The sequence below is a fragment of the Streptomyces sp. HSG2 genome, assembly GCF_016598575.1.
GTDB lineage: Bacteria > Actinomycetota > Actinomycetes > Streptomycetales > Streptomycetaceae > Streptomyces.
The window spans coordinates 747,406-763,307 of the sequence record NZ_CP066801.1; the positions used below are offsets into that span (position 1 = coordinate 747,406).

12 protein-coding genes are annotated in these 15,902 nt (G+C 75.3%); 7 read left to right on the plus strand and 5 right to left on the minus strand.

From position 1 onward, the window contains the following. Positions 1-134: 134 nt before the first annotated feature. The 3 genes from JEK78_RS02805 to JEK78_RS02815 form a co-directional block, all read right to left on the minus strand. Positions 135-1,376: a lycopene cyclase family protein gene (locus JEK78_RS02805; RefSeq protein WP_200262511.1), complete on the minus strand. Its 1,242-nt coding sequence runs from the start codon at positions 1,374-1,376 to the stop codon at positions 135-137. Between the two features lie 330 nt (positions 1,377-1,706). Continuing rightward, a complete protein-coding gene (locus JEK78_RS02810; protein ID WP_200262512.1) occupies positions 1,707-2,948 on the minus strand; it encodes an NAD(P)/FAD-dependent oxidoreductase in 1,242 nt (413 codons plus the stop codon). A gap of 249 nt (positions 2,949-3,197) precedes the next feature. After that, positions 3,198-4,175, minus strand: a complete 978-nt coding sequence (locus JEK78_RS02815; RefSeq protein ID WP_200262513.1) for a MerR family transcriptional regulator — start codon at positions 4,173-4,175, stop codon at positions 3,198-3,200. Positions 4,176-4,338: 163 nt separating this feature from the next. On the opposite strand from JEK78_RS02815, the gene JEK78_RS02820 reads away from it, so the two are divergent. The 3 genes from JEK78_RS02820 to JEK78_RS02830 all read left to right on the plus strand — a co-directional run bounded on the left by JEK78_RS02820 (position 4,339) and on the right by JEK78_RS02830 (position 6,659). Next, a complete protein-coding gene (locus JEK78_RS02820; protein WP_200262514.1) occupies positions 4,339-5,013 on the plus strand; it encodes a sigma-70 family RNA polymerase sigma factor in 675 nt (224 codons plus the stop codon). A gap of 43 nt (positions 5,014-5,056) precedes the next feature. Continuing rightward, complete coding sequence (locus JEK78_RS02825; RefSeq protein ID WP_200262515.1) at positions 5,057-5,896, plus strand: DUF4397 domain-containing protein; 840 nt, start codon at positions 5,057-5,059, stop codon at positions 5,894-5,896. A 307-nt stretch (positions 5,897-6,203) separates the two neighbouring features. After that, positions 6,204-6,659, plus strand: coding sequence for a hypothetical protein (locus JEK78_RS02830; RefSeq protein WP_200262516.1), 456 nt, complete (start codon positions 6,204-6,206; stop codon positions 6,657-6,659). On the opposite strand, the gene JEK78_RS02835 is transcribed toward JEK78_RS02830, so the two are convergent. Continuing rightward, entirely contained in the window at positions 6,626-8,155 is a 1,530-nt protein-coding gene (locus JEK78_RS02835; RefSeq protein ID WP_200262517.1) for an IucA/IucC family protein, read from the minus strand. The two genes, JEK78_RS02830 and JEK78_RS02835, sit on opposite strands and share 34 nt — an antisense overlap. 85 nt (positions 8,156-8,240) lie before the next feature. Here JEK78_RS02835 and JEK78_RS02840 point away from each other — a divergent pair, with 85 nt between their 5' ends. The 3 genes from JEK78_RS02840 to JEK78_RS02850 all read left to right on the plus strand — a co-directional run bounded on the left by JEK78_RS02840 (position 8,241) and on the right by JEK78_RS02850 (position 11,270). Next, entirely contained in the window at positions 8,241-9,773 is a 1,533-nt protein-coding gene (locus tag JEK78_RS02840) for an IucA/IucC family protein (RefSeq protein WP_200262518.1), read from the plus strand. A gap of 152 nt (positions 9,774-9,925) precedes the next feature. Then, positions 9,926-10,525, plus strand: a complete 600-nt coding sequence (locus JEK78_RS02845; protein WP_200262519.1) for a histidine phosphatase family protein — start codon at positions 9,926-9,928, stop codon at positions 10,523-10,525. A gap of 55 nt (positions 10,526-10,580) precedes the next feature. Then, positions 10,581-11,270 carry a hypothetical protein gene (locus JEK78_RS02850; RefSeq protein WP_200262520.1) on the plus strand — a complete coding sequence of 230 codons (690 nt, stop codon included), beginning with the start codon at positions 10,581-10,583 and terminating at the stop codon, positions 11,268-11,270. A 263-nt stretch (positions 11,271-11,533) separates the two neighbouring features. On the opposite strand, the gene JEK78_RS23160 is transcribed toward JEK78_RS02850, so the two are convergent. After that, positions 11,534-11,794, minus strand: a complete 261-nt coding sequence (locus tag JEK78_RS23160; protein WP_242483242.1) for a hypothetical protein — start codon at positions 11,792-11,794, stop codon at positions 11,534-11,536. Between the two features lie 1,049 nt (positions 11,795-12,843). Between JEK78_RS23160 and JEK78_RS02860 the strand changes: the two genes are divergently transcribed. Beyond that, on the plus strand, positions 12,844-15,648 hold the full coding sequence (locus tag JEK78_RS02860; protein ID WP_200262522.1) for an AAA family ATPase: 2,805 nt from the start codon (positions 12,844-12,846) through the stop codon (positions 15,646-15,648). The last annotated feature ends 254 nt before the right edge of the window (positions 15,649-15,902 follow it).

Below are 15,902 nucleotides of genomic sequence, written 5' to 3' on the forward strand. Positions count from 1 at the left end.
GCCCGCTCCGCGGTCGAGAGGTGGGGGCGGGCGCCTGCGCGCCGGGGACACGGGCGTGTCGGTGCCGCGGCCGACGGACGTCGGCGCGGCGCGCGGACGAAGGGGGGTGGTCGGCCCCGTCCTCGGCGGTGGGGTCACCGGTCGACCCGCCGGGCGTCGCCGGGTTCGGCGCGGGCCGGGGGTCGACGGCGGCGGGGCAGGAAGGGCACCTCGACGGCGGTCCGCAGCATGGGTCCCACCGGGGTGCGCAGCCCGATGGCCCACTCCTGCCGGGGGGTGGTGGCCCCGTCCAGAAAGCGCAGCAGCACCTCCGGGGGCGTGCGACGGAACAGGTCGGCGAAGAACGACGGCCCGTCCACCCGCCCTGCGTCGAGGGCCCGCAGCAGCACCGCGTCCATGGCCGACGCCCGCCTTCCGTGGGGGGCCGGCACGTGGACCCGACCTCGCCGGAGCGCGTCGGCCACCGCCCGGCTCTGCCGTTGGACGGCGGAGAAGGTGTAGCCGGTCGACGCGCGGGTGGCGCCGCCGGCCGTTCCGATGCGGAACGCACCGGGCCCCGTCCGGCGGGGGAAGCGCGCGTCGGTCATCGGGATGACGCCCTGCTCGACGGAGTCGACGGTGTAGGCGCCGAGGCCCAGGACCGCCTCGCAGTAGTGGCGCAGCTCCCGGTCGTAGGCCTCGGTGGTCAACGGGGCGCGGGAGAAGCGCGTGTACTCCACGAGAGCCCGGTCCGGCGCGAGCGGCAGAACGTACCCGAAGGCCAGCCCATGGCGGGGTTGGGGCACCCGGAAGTCCATGAGGTCGGCGACGGAGGGGTCGAAGCGGTCGGCGCCGGTGCGCAGGAACCACCCCCGGAAGTGCTGGAGCAGCACGGTCCGGGCCGGGGGGAGGGCCGGAAGCGGGCGCGAGTCGAAGACGTGGCGGGCGCGCAGGACGACCTCCCGGCCGTCACCGGTGACGCAGGGGACCTCGACGCCGCCGCGCCGGGTCGCGTGGACCGGACCGGCGACCGCCCGCATCAGGCCGGCTCCGGGCGATCGGTCCAGTCGGGAGTGCACCCAGCGTTCGAAGCGGTCGGAGCGGAGCATGTGGTAACGCGTCGGCGCCGGGTCGACGGTGATCTCGTCGCCGTCCGCGTCGTGGACGCGAAGGCGGGACCAGGACGCGGAGACCAGGTCCGCGAACTCCCCTCTCCCCCGCTCCCAGTAGCACCAGGTCCGCTCGGGCGGCCGTTCCGGGCCGTCCGGTCGCTCGACCACCCTCAGCGTGGGCGCTCCGGGTCGGGCCAGCCGGTGGGCGAGGCTGAGACCGGCGGCTCCGCCGCCCAGGATGAGGACGTCGGAGGTCGACTCGGCCACCCGGTCTCCGCTGATCATCCCCGGCTCCTGGCGTGGACGGCCCGACGGACCGAGGTGGCCGTCGGGGTCGCCGCCCGGGCGACGGGCGGACCCGCCGGGGGATCCGCTCGGGGTGTCCGTTCGGCGGCCCGCGGGGGCATTCCGGGGCTCCCGGTCGTCGGCGGTCGCATGGCGTCGCTTTCCCTCCTCGCTCTGGTCATCGATGTGGTCCGCGCGTCGGCCGCGCGCGCCGCCGGGGGTACCCGGCGAGCGCCGGAACGGACGCCGCCGGCCACCCGCTCCTGGTTCGGCCGTCCCGACCCGGTCGGATGCGGGCCGCGCCACCGGGAGGTGGGGGCGGGCCTCCCCTCACCGCACGACCTGGTCGGCGAGCACCTCCCGGGCGGCCCGCGCCCCGGAGGCCAGCGCGCCCTGCACCGACCCGGTGGCCCGGTGGTCGCCGCAGACATACCTGCCCGGCGCGAACCGGGTGGTCCTGCTCGGCGGCCACGGCGGGCGCATGACGGGCAGCGCGTTCTCGACGGTGTAGGAGGCGAGCTGCCGCCACCCGTCGGTGTCGGTGCCGTGGAGCTCGGCGAGGCGAGCGCGCACGATCCGGGCGAGCCCGGGTCGGTCGGGGCCCAGGACCGAGCTGGAGACCAAAGCGGTGCCGGGCGGCGCGTAGGTGGGGGCGACCTCGGACAGCACGCAGGTGTTGAGCAGGGGCCCGTCCGCGTCCACGAAGAGGGTGGGTTCGGGCGACGGCGTTCGCTCGGCGGCGTGGTAGTAGGTGGTCACGGTCCGGCCGTCGGGGATCGCAAGGCCCGGGAGCAGGCGGGCCGCCGTCACGGCGTCCGTGGCCACCACCACGCGAGGGGCGGGCAGTTCGCGTCCGTCGGTCAGGAGCACACCCACGTCGGTGATCTCGCGTACCGGGGCTCCCAGGAGCAACGTGCCCGGCGGGAGGCCGCGGGCCAGCCGTTCGGGGACGGCGCCGATGCCCTCGGCGGGCAGGCCGAGAGAGCCGCGCGCCATGCTCCGCCACACCAGGTGGAAGAAGCGCGCGGAGGTCTCCAGCCTGTCCTCCAGGAACACCCCGGAGAGGAAGGGCCGCAAGATCCGGTCGACCGTCGCGGCGGACAGTCCCGCGCGGGCCAGGGCCACGGCCGTGGTGGTGTCCGGACGGCGCTTGATCGCTCCCGGGGAGAGCAGGGCGTCGCGCGTGGTGATCCCGGCGAGCGCGGCGAGGTCGCGCAGCGGCGGTGTCCGGCCCCGGACCAGGGAGCCCATCCAACCGGGTCTGCGCAGCGGGTCGGCGATCCGGACCTCCCCCGTCCCCGCGCGGACGACGAACCCCGGGGTGAAGAGCCCCAGGCGCAGACGACGGACGTCCAGGCGCGCCGTGACCTGGGGGTAGCCGGTGTTGAACACCTGGAAGCCTCGGTCCAGCAGAAAGCCGTCCCGGCGGTCGGTGCGCATTCGACCGCCCACCCGGTCGGCGGCCTCCACCAGCAGCACGCGCCGCCCGGCCCGGCCGAGGTCGAGGGCACAGGCCAGGCCCGCCGGACCGGCACCCACCACGACCACGTCCGGCCGGTGATCTCCGGTCATCGCACTCCCTCGCTCCGTCACGGCCGACCCGTACGAGGACCACCTGTACACCGGCGGACCGCCTCGGGGGTCGTGGCTCGCCGGGCGCGGCATCGGCGCCTCCCCGACGTCTGCCCGTCGCCCCGCCCCGGGAGCCGGCGCCCACGAGAGCGCCCAAGAAGGCCCCGCCTGGGGGTGCGACGCCAGGGACGATAATGTCGGCTTCGCGACCGTCCGGGCGCGGGTACCCCCGCGACGCCGGCCCACGCGTCAGCACGCCACGATCGCCCGCACCTCGGCCACCGCCTCCGCGAGGCCCGGGGGGCGGAGCAGACCGGCCGACGTCCGCCCCGACCAGCCGGGCCCGAGGGTCATCACCATCGGCCTCCTCCGGGCACCGCGCACGCCCCACTCCATCGTCGCCACGTGATCCGCCAGGGGGCGACTCGCCGTGGCCCTCGACTGGGCCCACAGAGCGACCACGGCCGGCCCGGTCCGGCGCACCGCCGCCGTGAGCGACTCCACGGGCACGGCGGCACCGAACATCCGCACCGGGACGCCGTGCTCGGCCAGGGCCGCGGCCAAGGCCTCCAAGGGCAGGGTGTGGTTCTCCCCGGGGACGCAGGCCAGCAGGGCGGCGGCGCTCCGGTCGGCGACGGCGGCGGGCGTCCGGCGCCTCAGCGCCCCGGACACGTGCCAGGACAGGAAGTGCTCGACCTCCACGTACCGTTCGCCGGAACGCTCCCACTTGCGGCCGACGGCCCTCAGGGTGGGCGAGATCACCTCGCCCCACGCTTCCACCAGGCCGTGTCGGTCGATGGCGCTCTCCAGCAGCTCGTCCAGCGCGGCGGCGTCCAGGCGCAGCGCGGCGCGGGCCACCGCTCGGGAATCCCGGCGCGCCTCGGCGATCGGCGGGCCACCGGCCTGCGGCACCTCGCTCCTCGACCGGGACGGCGGCCGGCTCGTGCGGCGTGCGTCCCCCGCCACCGGCGCGGTAGTGACCCGCGCCAGGCGCGCGGCCTCGGCGGCGGGCACCCCGCGCCCCGTCAGCACGCACATGCGCTCCAGCCTGGCCACGTCCACCTCGGTCCAGCGGCGGTGCCGGCCCCCCGCGTGCGTGTCCGGTCCCAGACCGTAGCGGTGGTGCCACGACCGGATCGTGGTGGGCGCCACCCCCAGACGCCTGGCGACCTCGCCGGTCGTCAGGCCGGGAGCGCCGGTCCCGTCCGCCTCCTGGCTCACCTTCATGGGCGTCAAGTCTAGAAGCGGAAACGACGCACAAGCGACGCGTGTTGCGGCACGTCGTTCCTGCGTCGAACACTGGGTGGTGGGGATCCGCTCACCACGGCGGCGAGACGGTCGGACTCGCTCCCGGCCGTCGCCTCTCGTCGACCTCTGGAGGAATCACGGCATGACGATCACCACGCCGGCGCAGGTCACCGCCGCGTCTCCCGAGCGGGCACCCTCGGAGGTCCCGGTCGAGGACACCCTGGCGCGGGGGCTGCTCGCGTCGGACGAGGACGCCTTCGCCGCGATATTCCGACGCTGGGGGCCTCTGGTGCACACGTTGGCGGTGCGCTCCCTGGGAGACACCCACGAAGCCGAGGACGTGACGCAGCAGGTCTTCATCGGCGCGTGGCGGGGCCGGGCGGGGTTCCGCCCGGAGAGAGGGCCGCTCGGCGCCTGGCTCGTCGGGATCACCCGACGGAAGATCGTCGACGCCCTCGCGGCCCGAACCCGACGGTTGGACCTGCTGGAGTCGGCCTGCGTCACCCCGATCGCGCGCAGGCCGGGCACGGCCGCCGCCGACGAGGTGCTGGACCGGGTCCACCTGGTGGACGAACTGTCCCGACTGCCTCGGCAGCAACGGGTGGTGCTCTGCATGGCCTTCTACGAGGATCTCCCGCAGGCCCAGATCGCCGAGCGGACCGGCATGCCGCTGGGCACGGTCAAGAGCCACGCCAGGCGCGGTCTGCACCGGCTGCGCGGGGCCTTGGAGCAAGGTCGCGCGGAGGCCCGGATCGAGACTCGCCCGCTTCCGGGGCGACCGCATCCGTACGGGACCCCGAAACGGAAATACCCGTAGAAGCCAGGCATAGCGAGCACTCTCCTCCAAGGAGATGATCATCATGACCCGAAGGACCTCCGTAGCCGTCGCCGCGGCGGCGGGTGCCGGCGCGCTGGCACTGGGCGTCGCCGCGCCCGCCGCCGCGGCCCCCGCCGAGCAGGACGGTCAGGCGACGGTCTCCGTCTTCCACGGGGTACCCGGCCTCACCGCCGACGTCTACGCCAACGGCGAGGAGTTGGTCAGCGACCTCGAACCCGGTTCCGTCACCGATCCGCAGACCCTGGACGCCGGCACGTACGACATCAAGGTCGTCGCCGCCGGGGACGGGCCGGACGGCACGGCCGCGGTGGAGAAGGAGGTCAAGGTCTCGGAAGGCTCCAACGCCACGGTCGCCGCGCACCTCACCGAGGACGGCGACCCGGAGCTGACCGCCTACGCCAACGACGTCTCCCAGGTGGACGACGGCAAGTCCCGACTGACGGTCCGCCACGTCGCGGCGGCTCCCGCGGTCGACGTGCGGGCGGGCGGGGACTCGCTCTTCACCGACCTGCAGAACCCGGACGAGGACACCACGGTCGTGGACGCCGGCACCGTGTCCGCGGAGGTCGTGCTGGCGGGCACCGACACGGTCGCCATCGGCCCGGCCGATCTGGACCTCGAGGCGGGCACGACCAACATCGTCTACGCCTGGGGCAGCGCCGACGAGGACAACCTCGCCCTCGCGACGCAGACCCTCGACGACACCGGCTCGTCCTCGCACGGGTCCGTGCCCACCGACACCCGGCTTGCGTCGGTCGCCCCCAACTCCGCCGAGCAGTGGCTGGCCTGGACCGCGGCCGTCGGCGCGGTGTCGTTGACCGGCGTCCTGCTGTCGCGCCGCTTCGCGAACGGACGCGACTGACGACGCGACCGACCGATCGGGTCCTCGCTTCCCCGAGCAGCGCCCGCGGGCCGAGTCCAACGTGGCTCCGGCGGCGCGGGGGTCCGGCCCGCTTGACGAAGTCGCCGAGGAAGGGCCTGTCGGGCCATCGCCCGACGGGCCCCCGGGGCCCTCACGGGCTCCGCGACACCCACGGACGCTCGCCCGCCGGCCTCGCCTCCGCGGGTGAGGGCGGCACGCCCGCCCGCGTCCGGCGCGGCGGGACCTGCGCGGTGCCCAGGACGGCGTCCGCGCAGGCGCGGACGCGGACCCCAGACGGAGGAACCCGGTGCCCCACCTCGACCAGGCGCACCTGCTCGACCTGGCGCTCGGCAGGCCGCCGGACGGTTCGGAGGCGATGGGTGTCCTCGGCCACCTGTACGGCTGCGTTCGGTGTCGGGGGGAACTCGCCCGGGTGCGCGCCCTGGTGGCCACCGCGCGTGCCGCGCGGCCCTCCGTACCGGCCGTCGCCCCGCCCGCCCGGGTGTGGGACCGTATCGCCCGCGAGTTGTCGCCGCCCTCCGGGGCACCACGTCCCAGGCCCGGGAAGGCGGCGAGGGCCGCCGCCTCGGTGGCGCCGGCCCTCCTGTGCTGTGTCGCCCTGGCGTGGTGGGCCCGGGGGCGCGCCCGAAGGCCGCCGGCGCGGCGGACCGGCGCCGCGCGGCGCGCTCGCGGACCGGGCGTGTTCGGCCGGAGGCGGTTCGCCCGCGCTCAGCGGCACAGCGGGTTGGGAACCGGCCGGTAGCGCGCGTCGGCCCCGTCCGCCCTCGTCCAGCGCAGCAGGAGATTGGCCTTGCCCGGCAGGGTGGGGGCGCTGAGCAGGCCGGGGATCTCCGGCAGGTCGTGGCGGGCCAGGGCGCGTCGGGCGGCGGGCCAGGGATCGAGGCCGGGGTGATGTTCGACCAGGGCGGCGGCGATCTCGTGCAGGTGATTGACCAACAGGCAGTAGACGAGCCGTTCCCATCCGGCGGCGCGGTCCACCTCGGGCACGAGCTTGACGCCCTCGGCGTCCCGGAAGACGGCCCCCGTCGGCATGCCCCGGCGGTCCACCGCGATCAGGGTGTTCTGCGCGTGGGCCTCCACCACGACGCCGTGATCGGCGAAGACGGCCAGCACCGGGGGCACCACCGCGTCCAGGTAGGCCTCCCACCAGGCCGCCGGGTCGTCCGTGTCGGCCAGCGGACTGCCGGGGTAGCCCTCCGCCAGGGCGGCGGCGAGCAGGGGTGTGGAGCCGACCGGCACCCGGCCGCTTAGGCCGTCGCGGACCAGGACGGCCGATTCCTCGAAGGCGAAATCGGCGGTGCGGTAGCCGCGGTCGCCCAGCCACGCGGCGCCGGTCGCCTCCGGGAGCGCCGCGAAGGCGGCGGTCGCCGCCGTGTCCAACCGTCGCAGTCTTCGCAGGTCGTGGCGCCAGAGTCGCCGGATGTCGTTGGTGATCCGCACGTCCAGGCTGAATTTGAGGAACAGATCGGCGTGCGGGGCGTACACGGTGCGGACGGCCGCCGTCGGGCGGACCGCGAAGGGGGTGGTGCCCAAGCGCAGGAGCCGGCCGTCGGCCAGGGCGGGCGCGAGTGCCCGCCCTGTCAGGGCGAGTTGCCAGGGGTGAGCCGGCAGCAGTCGGTAGCCGCGCGGTGCGGGCGGGCCCAGCGTGTCCAGGATCGTGGTCTCCCCCTCCTCGACGAGGGAGTCCTCTCGAACCCCGAGCAGTTCCAGGGGGAAGGAGGCGTGCGCCTCGGGCGCGTAGGGCAGCCACCGGTGGTGAGGTCCGCCTCCCCGGGCCTTGGGGGCGGGATGGCTGGGGTGTCCGGTGATCAGTGCCTGCTCCGAGCGCAGGTAGGCGTCGTCCGGTGGTGTGGCGAGGGACCTCGCGGTGAGCAGGGTGGCGACGACGTCCCGACTGTCCAGCATCTCGGCCGGCAGCTCGCCGTTGCGCAGCCCGGTGTGCCGCCGGAGCGCGTCCGCCACGAGCCGGACGAGTCGATCGTGGTCGAGCGCCTGCCAGCCTCCGCCGACGTGAAGCGAGGGGGCGGCCGGTCGCCGCCCGGCCCGCACCCTGAGCAGCGCCCCTCCGGGCAGCCGGTGGGCGGGCCGACCGTCCGGTCCGTCGACGACCTCGGCCACTTCCCGCAACAGGCAGTTGAGCAGCGGCGCCATGGCGTGGGCGTCGGCCCTGGCCGCCACGTCGGGGGCGACGTCGAGGTCGCTGGGGGGCTGGCGGTCCACTCGGTCCCCTCGTTCCATACCGTCGTGCGAAGGCGGAGACGACCAGTATGCCGGGGGGGCTGGCCGTACCGTGCCCACCCGTGCCGACCCGAGGAGCCCGACCGTGCACCCTGCCGCCACACCCGACTCCGAGGTGGCCGCCGAGTTGGCCGCCCTTCGCCCGGGGCTCCTCTCCGGGTACGCGGCCGAACTGTCCGGCGCCCGAGCGGCCGTGCTGACCCGGCTGTGGCGGGCGCTCGTCCACGAGCCACTGCCCTGGGTGGAGCGCCGGGAGCACGGCAGGGGGGAGGCCGCTCTGCTGTTGCGGGACGGACGCCGGCTGACGGGCCCCGAACGCGACCCCTACCGCACCGACGACGCGGTCGCCTCGGTGGCACTGGACGGGTCGGAGCACACCGACCCGGCGCGGCTGCTCCGCGACCTCGCGGTACCCGGGTCGGCCGGTCTCGCCGACGAACTCGCCCACAGTGTGGCCTCCCTGGCACTGTCCCGGGCGGCGGGCCGGGCCCGTGCCGCGGCGACCCCCGACCTCCGGCGGCCGGACGCCTGGCCGAGCAGCGACTGGGAGTGGGAACGCCGAGTGGTGGACGGGCACCCGTTCCACCCCAACTGCCGTTTCCGTCCGGGCTTCTCGGTGGCCGAGGAACTCGCCTACGGGCCCGAGCACGGCCCGGTGGTACCGCTGGGGCTGGTCCCGGTCCCGGCCGACGACTGCCTGGTGGTCGGCGACTGGCCGGAGCGGCTGCGGGAGTCCGGCCGCCTGCTGCTGCCGGTGCACCCCTGGCAGGACGCGCACGTGCTGCCGAGGCCGGGCGTCGCGAAGGCCCTGCCAGGGCCGGCGGCCCACCCGCTGATGTCCCTGCGCACGTTGGCGGTGCCCGACGGACCGCATGTGAAGACGGCGCTCAGCACGCGACTGACCTCGGCCGTGCGGGACATCTCCGTGGAGTCCGTCGCCGCCTCGTCCGTTCTGTCGTCCTTCGGCGAGCGTCTGGCCGCACGCGCGGACGGCCTGTTGCACACCAGTCGCACGCTCGCCGCCGCCACCGCGCACTCCCCCGACCTCGCCGCGGTGCTGCGGGACTCCCCCCGATCGCACGCGGCGCCCGGGGAGCACGTCGTGCCGGTGGCGGTCCTGCGCGGCACCGGCCTGCCCGACTCGCCACAGTGGTTGGCGGAGTTCGTCCGTCTCGCCGTCACCGTCGGGCTGCGACTGCTGGAGACCGGAGTGGCCCTGGAGGCACACGGCCAGAACCTCCTCGTCGTCCTCTCCCCCGACGGCCGCCCGCGCCGCCTGGTCTACCGCGATCTCGCGGACATGAGGATCAGCCCGGAGCGGCTGGCCCGCCACGGGATCGCCGTCCCCGACCTGCCGGCCCGGATGCTCACGGACGACCCGGCGGTATTGCGCAGGAAGCTCTTCGGATCGCTGGTGGGAGGGGCGCTGGCGCAGACGGCGGGATCGGTCGAGGCGCTGCGGGCGGCTCTCGCACCGGCCGTGGGCGATCTGCCGAGGACGCCGGACCTCGCGGCCCTGTGCGGCGACCCCCTGCCGGTGAAGGCGCTCACCCTGATGCGGCTCTCCGGCCGCCCCGGCGACCGGTGGGCCCGACTGCCCAACCCCCTGCGGGCGTGACCGATCGAGCGGATCGCGCACGCCCGACCGGGCCTCGGGTTCCCTCCTCCGCGCGACCGGCGAGGGGAACGGCGGACCGGACGGGCCCAGTGGATCCGACCGGCCGACACCGAGCCGCGCACCGGCGGCCTTCGGCTCGTACTCTGGACGGCATGGGCGATCTCTTCCTGGTGCGGCACGGCGAGACCGACTGGTCCCGCTCGGGGCGGCACACCGGTCGGAGCGACATCCCGCTCACCGACCACGGTCGCGACGAGGCCCGCAGGCTGGAGCCGCTGATCCGCGCCCACCGCTTCGGGGCCGTGTTCGTCAGCCCTCTCCAGCGGGCCCGGGAGACGGCCGAGCTGATCGGACTGCGAGGGGCACGAGTCGACGCGGATTTGCGGGAGTGGGACTACGGCGGCTACGAGGGGATCACCACGGCCGAGATCCATCGCACCCGACCCGACTGGTTCCTCTTCCGTGACGGGGTCGCCCCCGGACCGCCGGACCACCCCGGGGAGAGCCCCGAACAGGTCGGTCGACGAGCCGATCGGGTCTTGGCCAGGGTGGACGTCGCAGGAGCCGAGGGCGACGGGCCTGTCGTCCTGGTGGCACACGGGCACTTCCTGCGGGTGCTGACGGCCCGTCGGCTCGGACTCCCGGCGTCCGACGGGGCGCTCTTCCGCCTCGCGACGGGCGCGCTGTGCCACCTGGGCAGCGAGCACGGCCGTCCGGTGATCGCGGCCTGGAACGTCGGACCCCCCGGGTAGGCTCCGAGGACGCTCGTGCGCGGGCCGGACCGAAGCGTCGACGGGGAGGAAGGCGATGACGCGACCGCTGTCGGCCGCGCAACTGAGGATCATCGAGTCCGCCGACCCCGTCACGGGCCGAATCCGCGGCACCCCCGCGCAACTGGCGGCGTTGGAGCGTCGGGGGCTCGCCTTCCGCCACCCCCGCCCCCCGCACGGCCACTACCTCACCCCGGCGGGGCGCGGCCCGCGAGAGTCCGGCGGGGCGGACGCGCACGGTCTCCTCCGCGAGTCGGAGGATGCCCCGGACCCGGAAGGACCTGCCCGGCGCGACCCGTCCCCCGCTCGGGTGGAGAGGGAGGTCTTCACCGTCCGCGCCGGCGGGGAGCCCGACCTCCCCGCCGAGGTGACGCCGTCCCGACTCGACGAGGTGCGCGACGCCTGGCGGGGGCTGTTGGAGATGCGCCGGTTGAGCCGTGCGGACGGCTCGTCGGCACTGCCGTGTCCATGGGAGCGCGCCCACCTGGTGGAGGCCGCCGCGCTGGCGCTGGAAGCGGCCGGGCACGCCCCGGCGCCCGCCGAGGAGGGTACGGGCTACCGGGTCCGGCGAACTCCGCAGCCGGAGGCAGTCGCCGTACACGTCGCACCGGTGACGGAGCTGAACCGCTGTGCGGTCACCCTGGAACGGGCCGGATGGCAGGTGGGCGAGCACGGCGACCCAAGAACGCGGCGGCGGTACCTGCTCGCCTCGCCTCGGCGCGCCTGAGAGCGGCGAGCCGGGGTCGGGCGACCGCCCGCGCCACGCCGGGCAGGGCACCCGCGACACGGGTGGACGCCTCTGTGGCGGGGTGGCGAGCGGGCCGACAGGACACCGTTCCACGAAGGAACCCGACCGTGATCACCGCGGCGGGCAGGCCGCCGTCGAGGGTCCGTGGCTCCTCCCGTGGCCCGGCCCGGACAGACGGGCTGTCCGGGCCGGGCCGGGGGTTCCGCTCGGAGGCCCACCCGGAGGCGGGCCTCATGTCACCGTCAGATCGTGCAGACCGCGTACGCCGTGATGGTGCCGGTCAGCAGTCCGGTGAGGCCGATGCCACTCACGTTCCACTGGCTGGGGTTCAGGTCGTCACGCTTGGACTCGATGATCTGGATGAGTCCGGGCAGGGGCTCACCCGAGGTGGTGTAGCCGCCGCTCAGCAGGGTTGTCCCGGCCGGACAGACCGCCGTCGCGTTCACGACACCGATGAGGGCGTCCACGAAGACCGGCTCTCCCGACACCTGCTGGTTCGACACCGGTCCGGGAGGTCCTTCCGGACCGGTCGGGCCGACCGGGCCCGCAGGGCCGGTGTCACCCGTCGGACCGGCCGGGCCCGTCGGACCCTCCGGACCCACGGGACCGGTGTCACCGGTCGGACCCGCAGGACCCTCGGGGCCCGCAGGACCCGTGTCACCCGTCGGACCGACCGGCCCCTCGGGGCCCACGGGACCCGTGTCACCCGTCGGACCCGCAGGACCCTCTGGACCCGCAGGACCCGTGTCACCCGTCGGACCCACAGGACCCTCCGGACCCGCAGGACCCGTCGCGCCCGTCGGACCCACAGGACCCTCCGGACCCACGGGACCCGTCGCCCCCGTCGGACCCACAGGACCCTCCGGACCCGCAGGACCCGTGTCACCCGTCGGACCCACAGGACCCTCCGGACCCGCAGGACCCGTCGCGCCCGTCGGACCCACAGGACCCTCCGGACCCGCAGGACCCGTGTCACCCGTCGGACCCACAGGGCCGGCAGGACCTTCCGGGCCCGTCGGACCCGTGGGGCCGGTCGGTCCGGTCGGGCCGGTCGGGCCCGGCTCCCCCTTGGATCCCTTCGAGTCCTTGGAACCCTTGGACCCCTTCGAGCCGTGTCCGTCGCCCCGGTCGCAGTCGGAGTGATGCCGACAGGTTTCCTGGGAGATCGGCTGTCGAGCCGGCGCGTTGGTGCCGGCCTGCGCGGTACCCACCGCGGCGGTGCCCAGCAGGACGGAGCAAGCCAGCGTCACGCCACCAGTCACGCCCCAGAGCCGCCGACGGCGGACCCGGGTGACTGAGGCGAGCATGGATCGGTCAGTCATGGATCTTCCTTGCTTGAGGGGAAAGCGCCTCGGTGGGGGCGCTCCTCCACCGTCACCGGGTGCACCCGGACGCGCACGCTGGGGTCACCCGGAAGGGTAGGCTCGCCGACCGGAGGCGGCACGGTCCCCTCATTTCCGATCGCCTCCTGTTATGTCCCTCACCCCACTGTCCGTCCGATATCCAGAGGCCGTTGCCTAACATGGCCAGGACACGACACGCGGAGGGAGCGGTGACCGTGCCACGGGACTTCGAGGAGCCTGCCCCGAGCCGCCCCGACCTGGTCGTCGGCAGGGAGGAGGAGCTGCGCGCGGCACGCGGACGGCTCGCCGGCGGTGGAAGCGTCCTGCTGCACGGCCCCGCCGGCATCGGCAAGTCGACCGTGCTGGGCGCCCTCGCCGCCGAGTTCGCGCCCACGGCCCGTACCGTGCTCCGCTGTTCGGCGACGGAGTCGGAGTCGCATGTGCCCTTCCTCGCCCTCGCCGACCTGTTGGGCCTGGTCCTGGAGGACGTGGTGACCGATCTGCCCGTCGCCCAGCGCACCGCCCTGGAATCGGCACTGACGGGGCGCGAGTCCACGCTTCGACGAGAGGGGCTCGCGCTCCGCCTGGCCGTCCTCTCCGCCTTCCGCGCACTCGCGGCGAACGGGCCCGTGTTGGTGGTCGCCGACGATCTGCAGTGGCTGGATCCGGCGAGCGCCGAGATCCTCGGTTTCGCGGCTCGCCGACTGGACGGCGCGCCGGTGCGGATGCTCTGCGCCCTGCGCACCGAGGGTCCCGAGTACGACCGGGCACTGAGGGCCGTGCCGTCGGAAAGCGAGGCCGTGAGGATCGGCCCGCTTACCCGTGTCCAGACGGCCACGATGCTCGACCGTCGCGGCCACGGCGACCTCTCGCGCGCCACGGTCCGCGAGATCCACCGGACCAGCGGCGGCAACCCGCTCTTCGCCCTGGAGCTCGGGCGCGCCCTCGCCGAGAGTCCGACGCCGCCCCGGCCGGGGGAACCCCTTCCCGTCCCCACATCGCTCCGCGACCTGGTCCTGAACCGGCTGGAAGTGCTGTCCGAGGAGGCGCGCCGGACCCTGCTGGTCGCCTGTGTCGGGGCCCGCCCGACGCAGGCGCTGCTCCGCGCGGCGGGCCGCGTCGACGCCGAGGCGGAGACGGCGCGCGCCGCCGAGCTGGGTCTGTTGACCGGCGACCCTCAGGCGTCCGCCGTGCGGTTCGCGCATCCGCTGGTCTCGGCGGCGCTGTACGCGGGGGCTTCGGCGAGCGAGCGACGGGCCGCCCACGAGGCGCTCTCCCGGGCCGCGTCGGATCCCATCGAGCGCGCCCGGCACCTGGCTCTGGCGACCACGGGCACCGATCCTCGCGTGGCACGGCGGTTGGCGGACGCGGCCTCCGTGGCCCGGGATCGCGGCGCGCCGTCGGTGGCCGCCTCGCTGGGGTTGCTCGCCGCCCGACACACCCCGGTGGACGGGGTGCCGGGGCCGGACGACAGCCGGCTTCGCGCGGCCGAGGACGCGATCACCGCGGGGGAGGCCGATCTCGCCCGCGACATCGCCCACGACGTTCTGGCGCGGGCCGTCCTGCCGGCGCATCGGGTGCGCGCCTGGATGGTGGTGATCGAAGCCGCCGGGCAGGCCATCGGCGAGGTGGATGCCGCCTTTCCTCAGGCTCTGGCCGACGCGGGGGAAGACCCCGGGTTGTTGGCGCTCGTCCACTACCAGTTGGCCTGGCGTGATCTCGTCGTGCAGGGCGACTTCGGCCGGGGGCGGGAGGAGGCCGCGCACGCCGCGACCCTCGCCGGTCGGGCCGGGGACCGCAGGACCGAGGTACTCGCCCTGGCCCTCCAGGCACAGGCCGAGACTCTGGCGGGACACCCGGACGCCCCGTCGACGATCAGGCGGGCCCTGCGTGAGCCGCAGGACCCCCGGGTGGCGTGCCATCACAACGGCGCCGGCGCGGTCCGTTTCCGGTGGTTGCTGATGAGCGACCGGCTGGCGGAGGCCCGGTCGGCGGTCACGACCCTGCTGCGGGAGGTGCGTCGTCGTGGCATGGCCGAGAGCGAGGTGCACTATCTGCGGTTTCTGGCCGAGACGGAGTTGCGGTCCGGCCACTGCGGACGTGCCCTCACGCTGGCCGGAGAGAGTCTGACGCTCGCCCGCGACGCGGGCATCGGGGAGGGGGCCGGCGCGATGCAGGCGTCCCTCGCGGAGGCGGCGGGCGGCGACGTGGAGCGGGCGCGGGAACTGGCCCGGGAGGCCGTGGACCGGGCGGAGGAGGACGGAGACGCCGTCTATCTGTCCCGTGCTCTGGCGGCTCTCGGTCACGCGGAGTTGATGGCGGGCGAGGCCCGGGCGGCGGCGGAGACCCTGCGCCGGGTGGGACGGCTGGAGGCGGGCGCAGGCATCACCGATCCGGCTCGCGGTCGGTGGCAGGGCGACCTGGCGGAGGCCTTGGTGCGGAGTGGGGAGCCGGAGGAGGCTCGGCGAGTGGTGGACTCCGCTCGCGCGAACGCGCTGCGTCTCGGGCGGGAGGGCGTGCTGGCCGATCTCGACCGGGCGGAGGCCCTGGTGTCGGCGGCCCGGGGGGACCACGACGGCGCGGTGGCCCTGCTGACGTCGGCGCGGGAGCGTCAGGCGCGGCTGGGCCACGCACTGGAGGAGGCCCGCACGGTCTTCGCGATGGCTTGTCTCGGCACCGCCCGGTCGGGCACGTCGTACGAGGAGGCTGCCCAGTTGTTCCGGCGTTGTCGGGCGACCGTCTGGCTGCGCCGGGTCGAGGAGGCGAGCAGGGCCTCGCGCGCCCCCGAGCCCGGCCCCGCGGTGCCGCCGGTGGCCTATCTGGAGGCCCTCGCCTCGATGGAACGTCAGGTCGCCGGGTTGGTGATGGAGGGGGCCACCAACAGGGAGATCGCCGGGAGGTTGTTCGTCAGCGTCAAGACCGTGGAGGCCACGCTCACCCGGGTCTATCGGAAGCTGGCGATCCGCTCGCGGGTGGACCTGGTGCGGTTGGCGGCGGGTCAGGGGCGGCGCTGAGGGCAGGGCGGCGGACAGGGGGATCCCCCTGGCGGCCCTTCGTAGGGAATACCCTCATTGGGTACGAGGCCGACCGACCCTAGCCTGGTGGGGTGCCGCTCACCGGGTGCGCGGGACCGTCCGACGGGCCCGTGCACACCCCCCACCCCCCGCACCCACCGGCGAGCGCCCCGAGGAGATGCGCCCGACCCGACAGCGTGAGACCGGGCACCACCGGCCCCGATCGCCCGCGCGGGCGGCCTGTGGGCCCGGTC

What these genes read in the sequence shown, in the direction of transcription:
- JEK78_RS02810 (WP_200262512.1), bottom strand. Translation starts at nt 2,948, where the DNA reads ATGACCGGAGATCACCGGCCGGACGTGGTCGTGGTGGGTGCCGGTCCG.
- JEK78_RS02815 (WP_200262513.1), bottom strand. Translation starts at nt 4,175, where the DNA reads ATGAAGGTGAGCCAGGAGGCGGACGGGACCGGCGCTCCCGGCCTGACG.
- JEK78_RS02820 (WP_200262514.1), top strand. Translation starts at nt 4,339, where the DNA reads ATGACGATCACCACGCCGGCGCAGGTCACCGCCGCGTCTCCCGAGCGG.
- JEK78_RS02850 (WP_200262520.1), top strand. Translation starts at nt 10,581, where the DNA reads ATGACGCGACCGCTGTCGGCCGCGCAACTGAGGATCATCGAGTCCGCC.
- JEK78_RS02835 (WP_200262517.1), bottom strand. Translation starts at nt 8,155, where the DNA reads ATGGAACGAGGGGACCGAGTGGACCGCCAGCCCCCCAGCGACCTCGAC.
- JEK78_RS02805 (WP_200262511.1), bottom strand. Translation starts at nt 1,376, where the DNA reads ATGATCAGCGGAGACCGGGTGGCCGAGTCGACCTCCGACGTCCTCATC.
- JEK78_RS02825 (WP_200262515.1), top strand. Translation starts at nt 5,057, where the DNA reads ATGACCCGAAGGACCTCCGTAGCCGTCGCCGCGGCGGCGGGTGCCGGC.
- JEK78_RS02845 (WP_200262519.1), top strand. Translation starts at nt 9,926, where the DNA reads ATGGGCGATCTCTTCCTGGTGCGGCACGGCGAGACCGACTGGTCCCGC.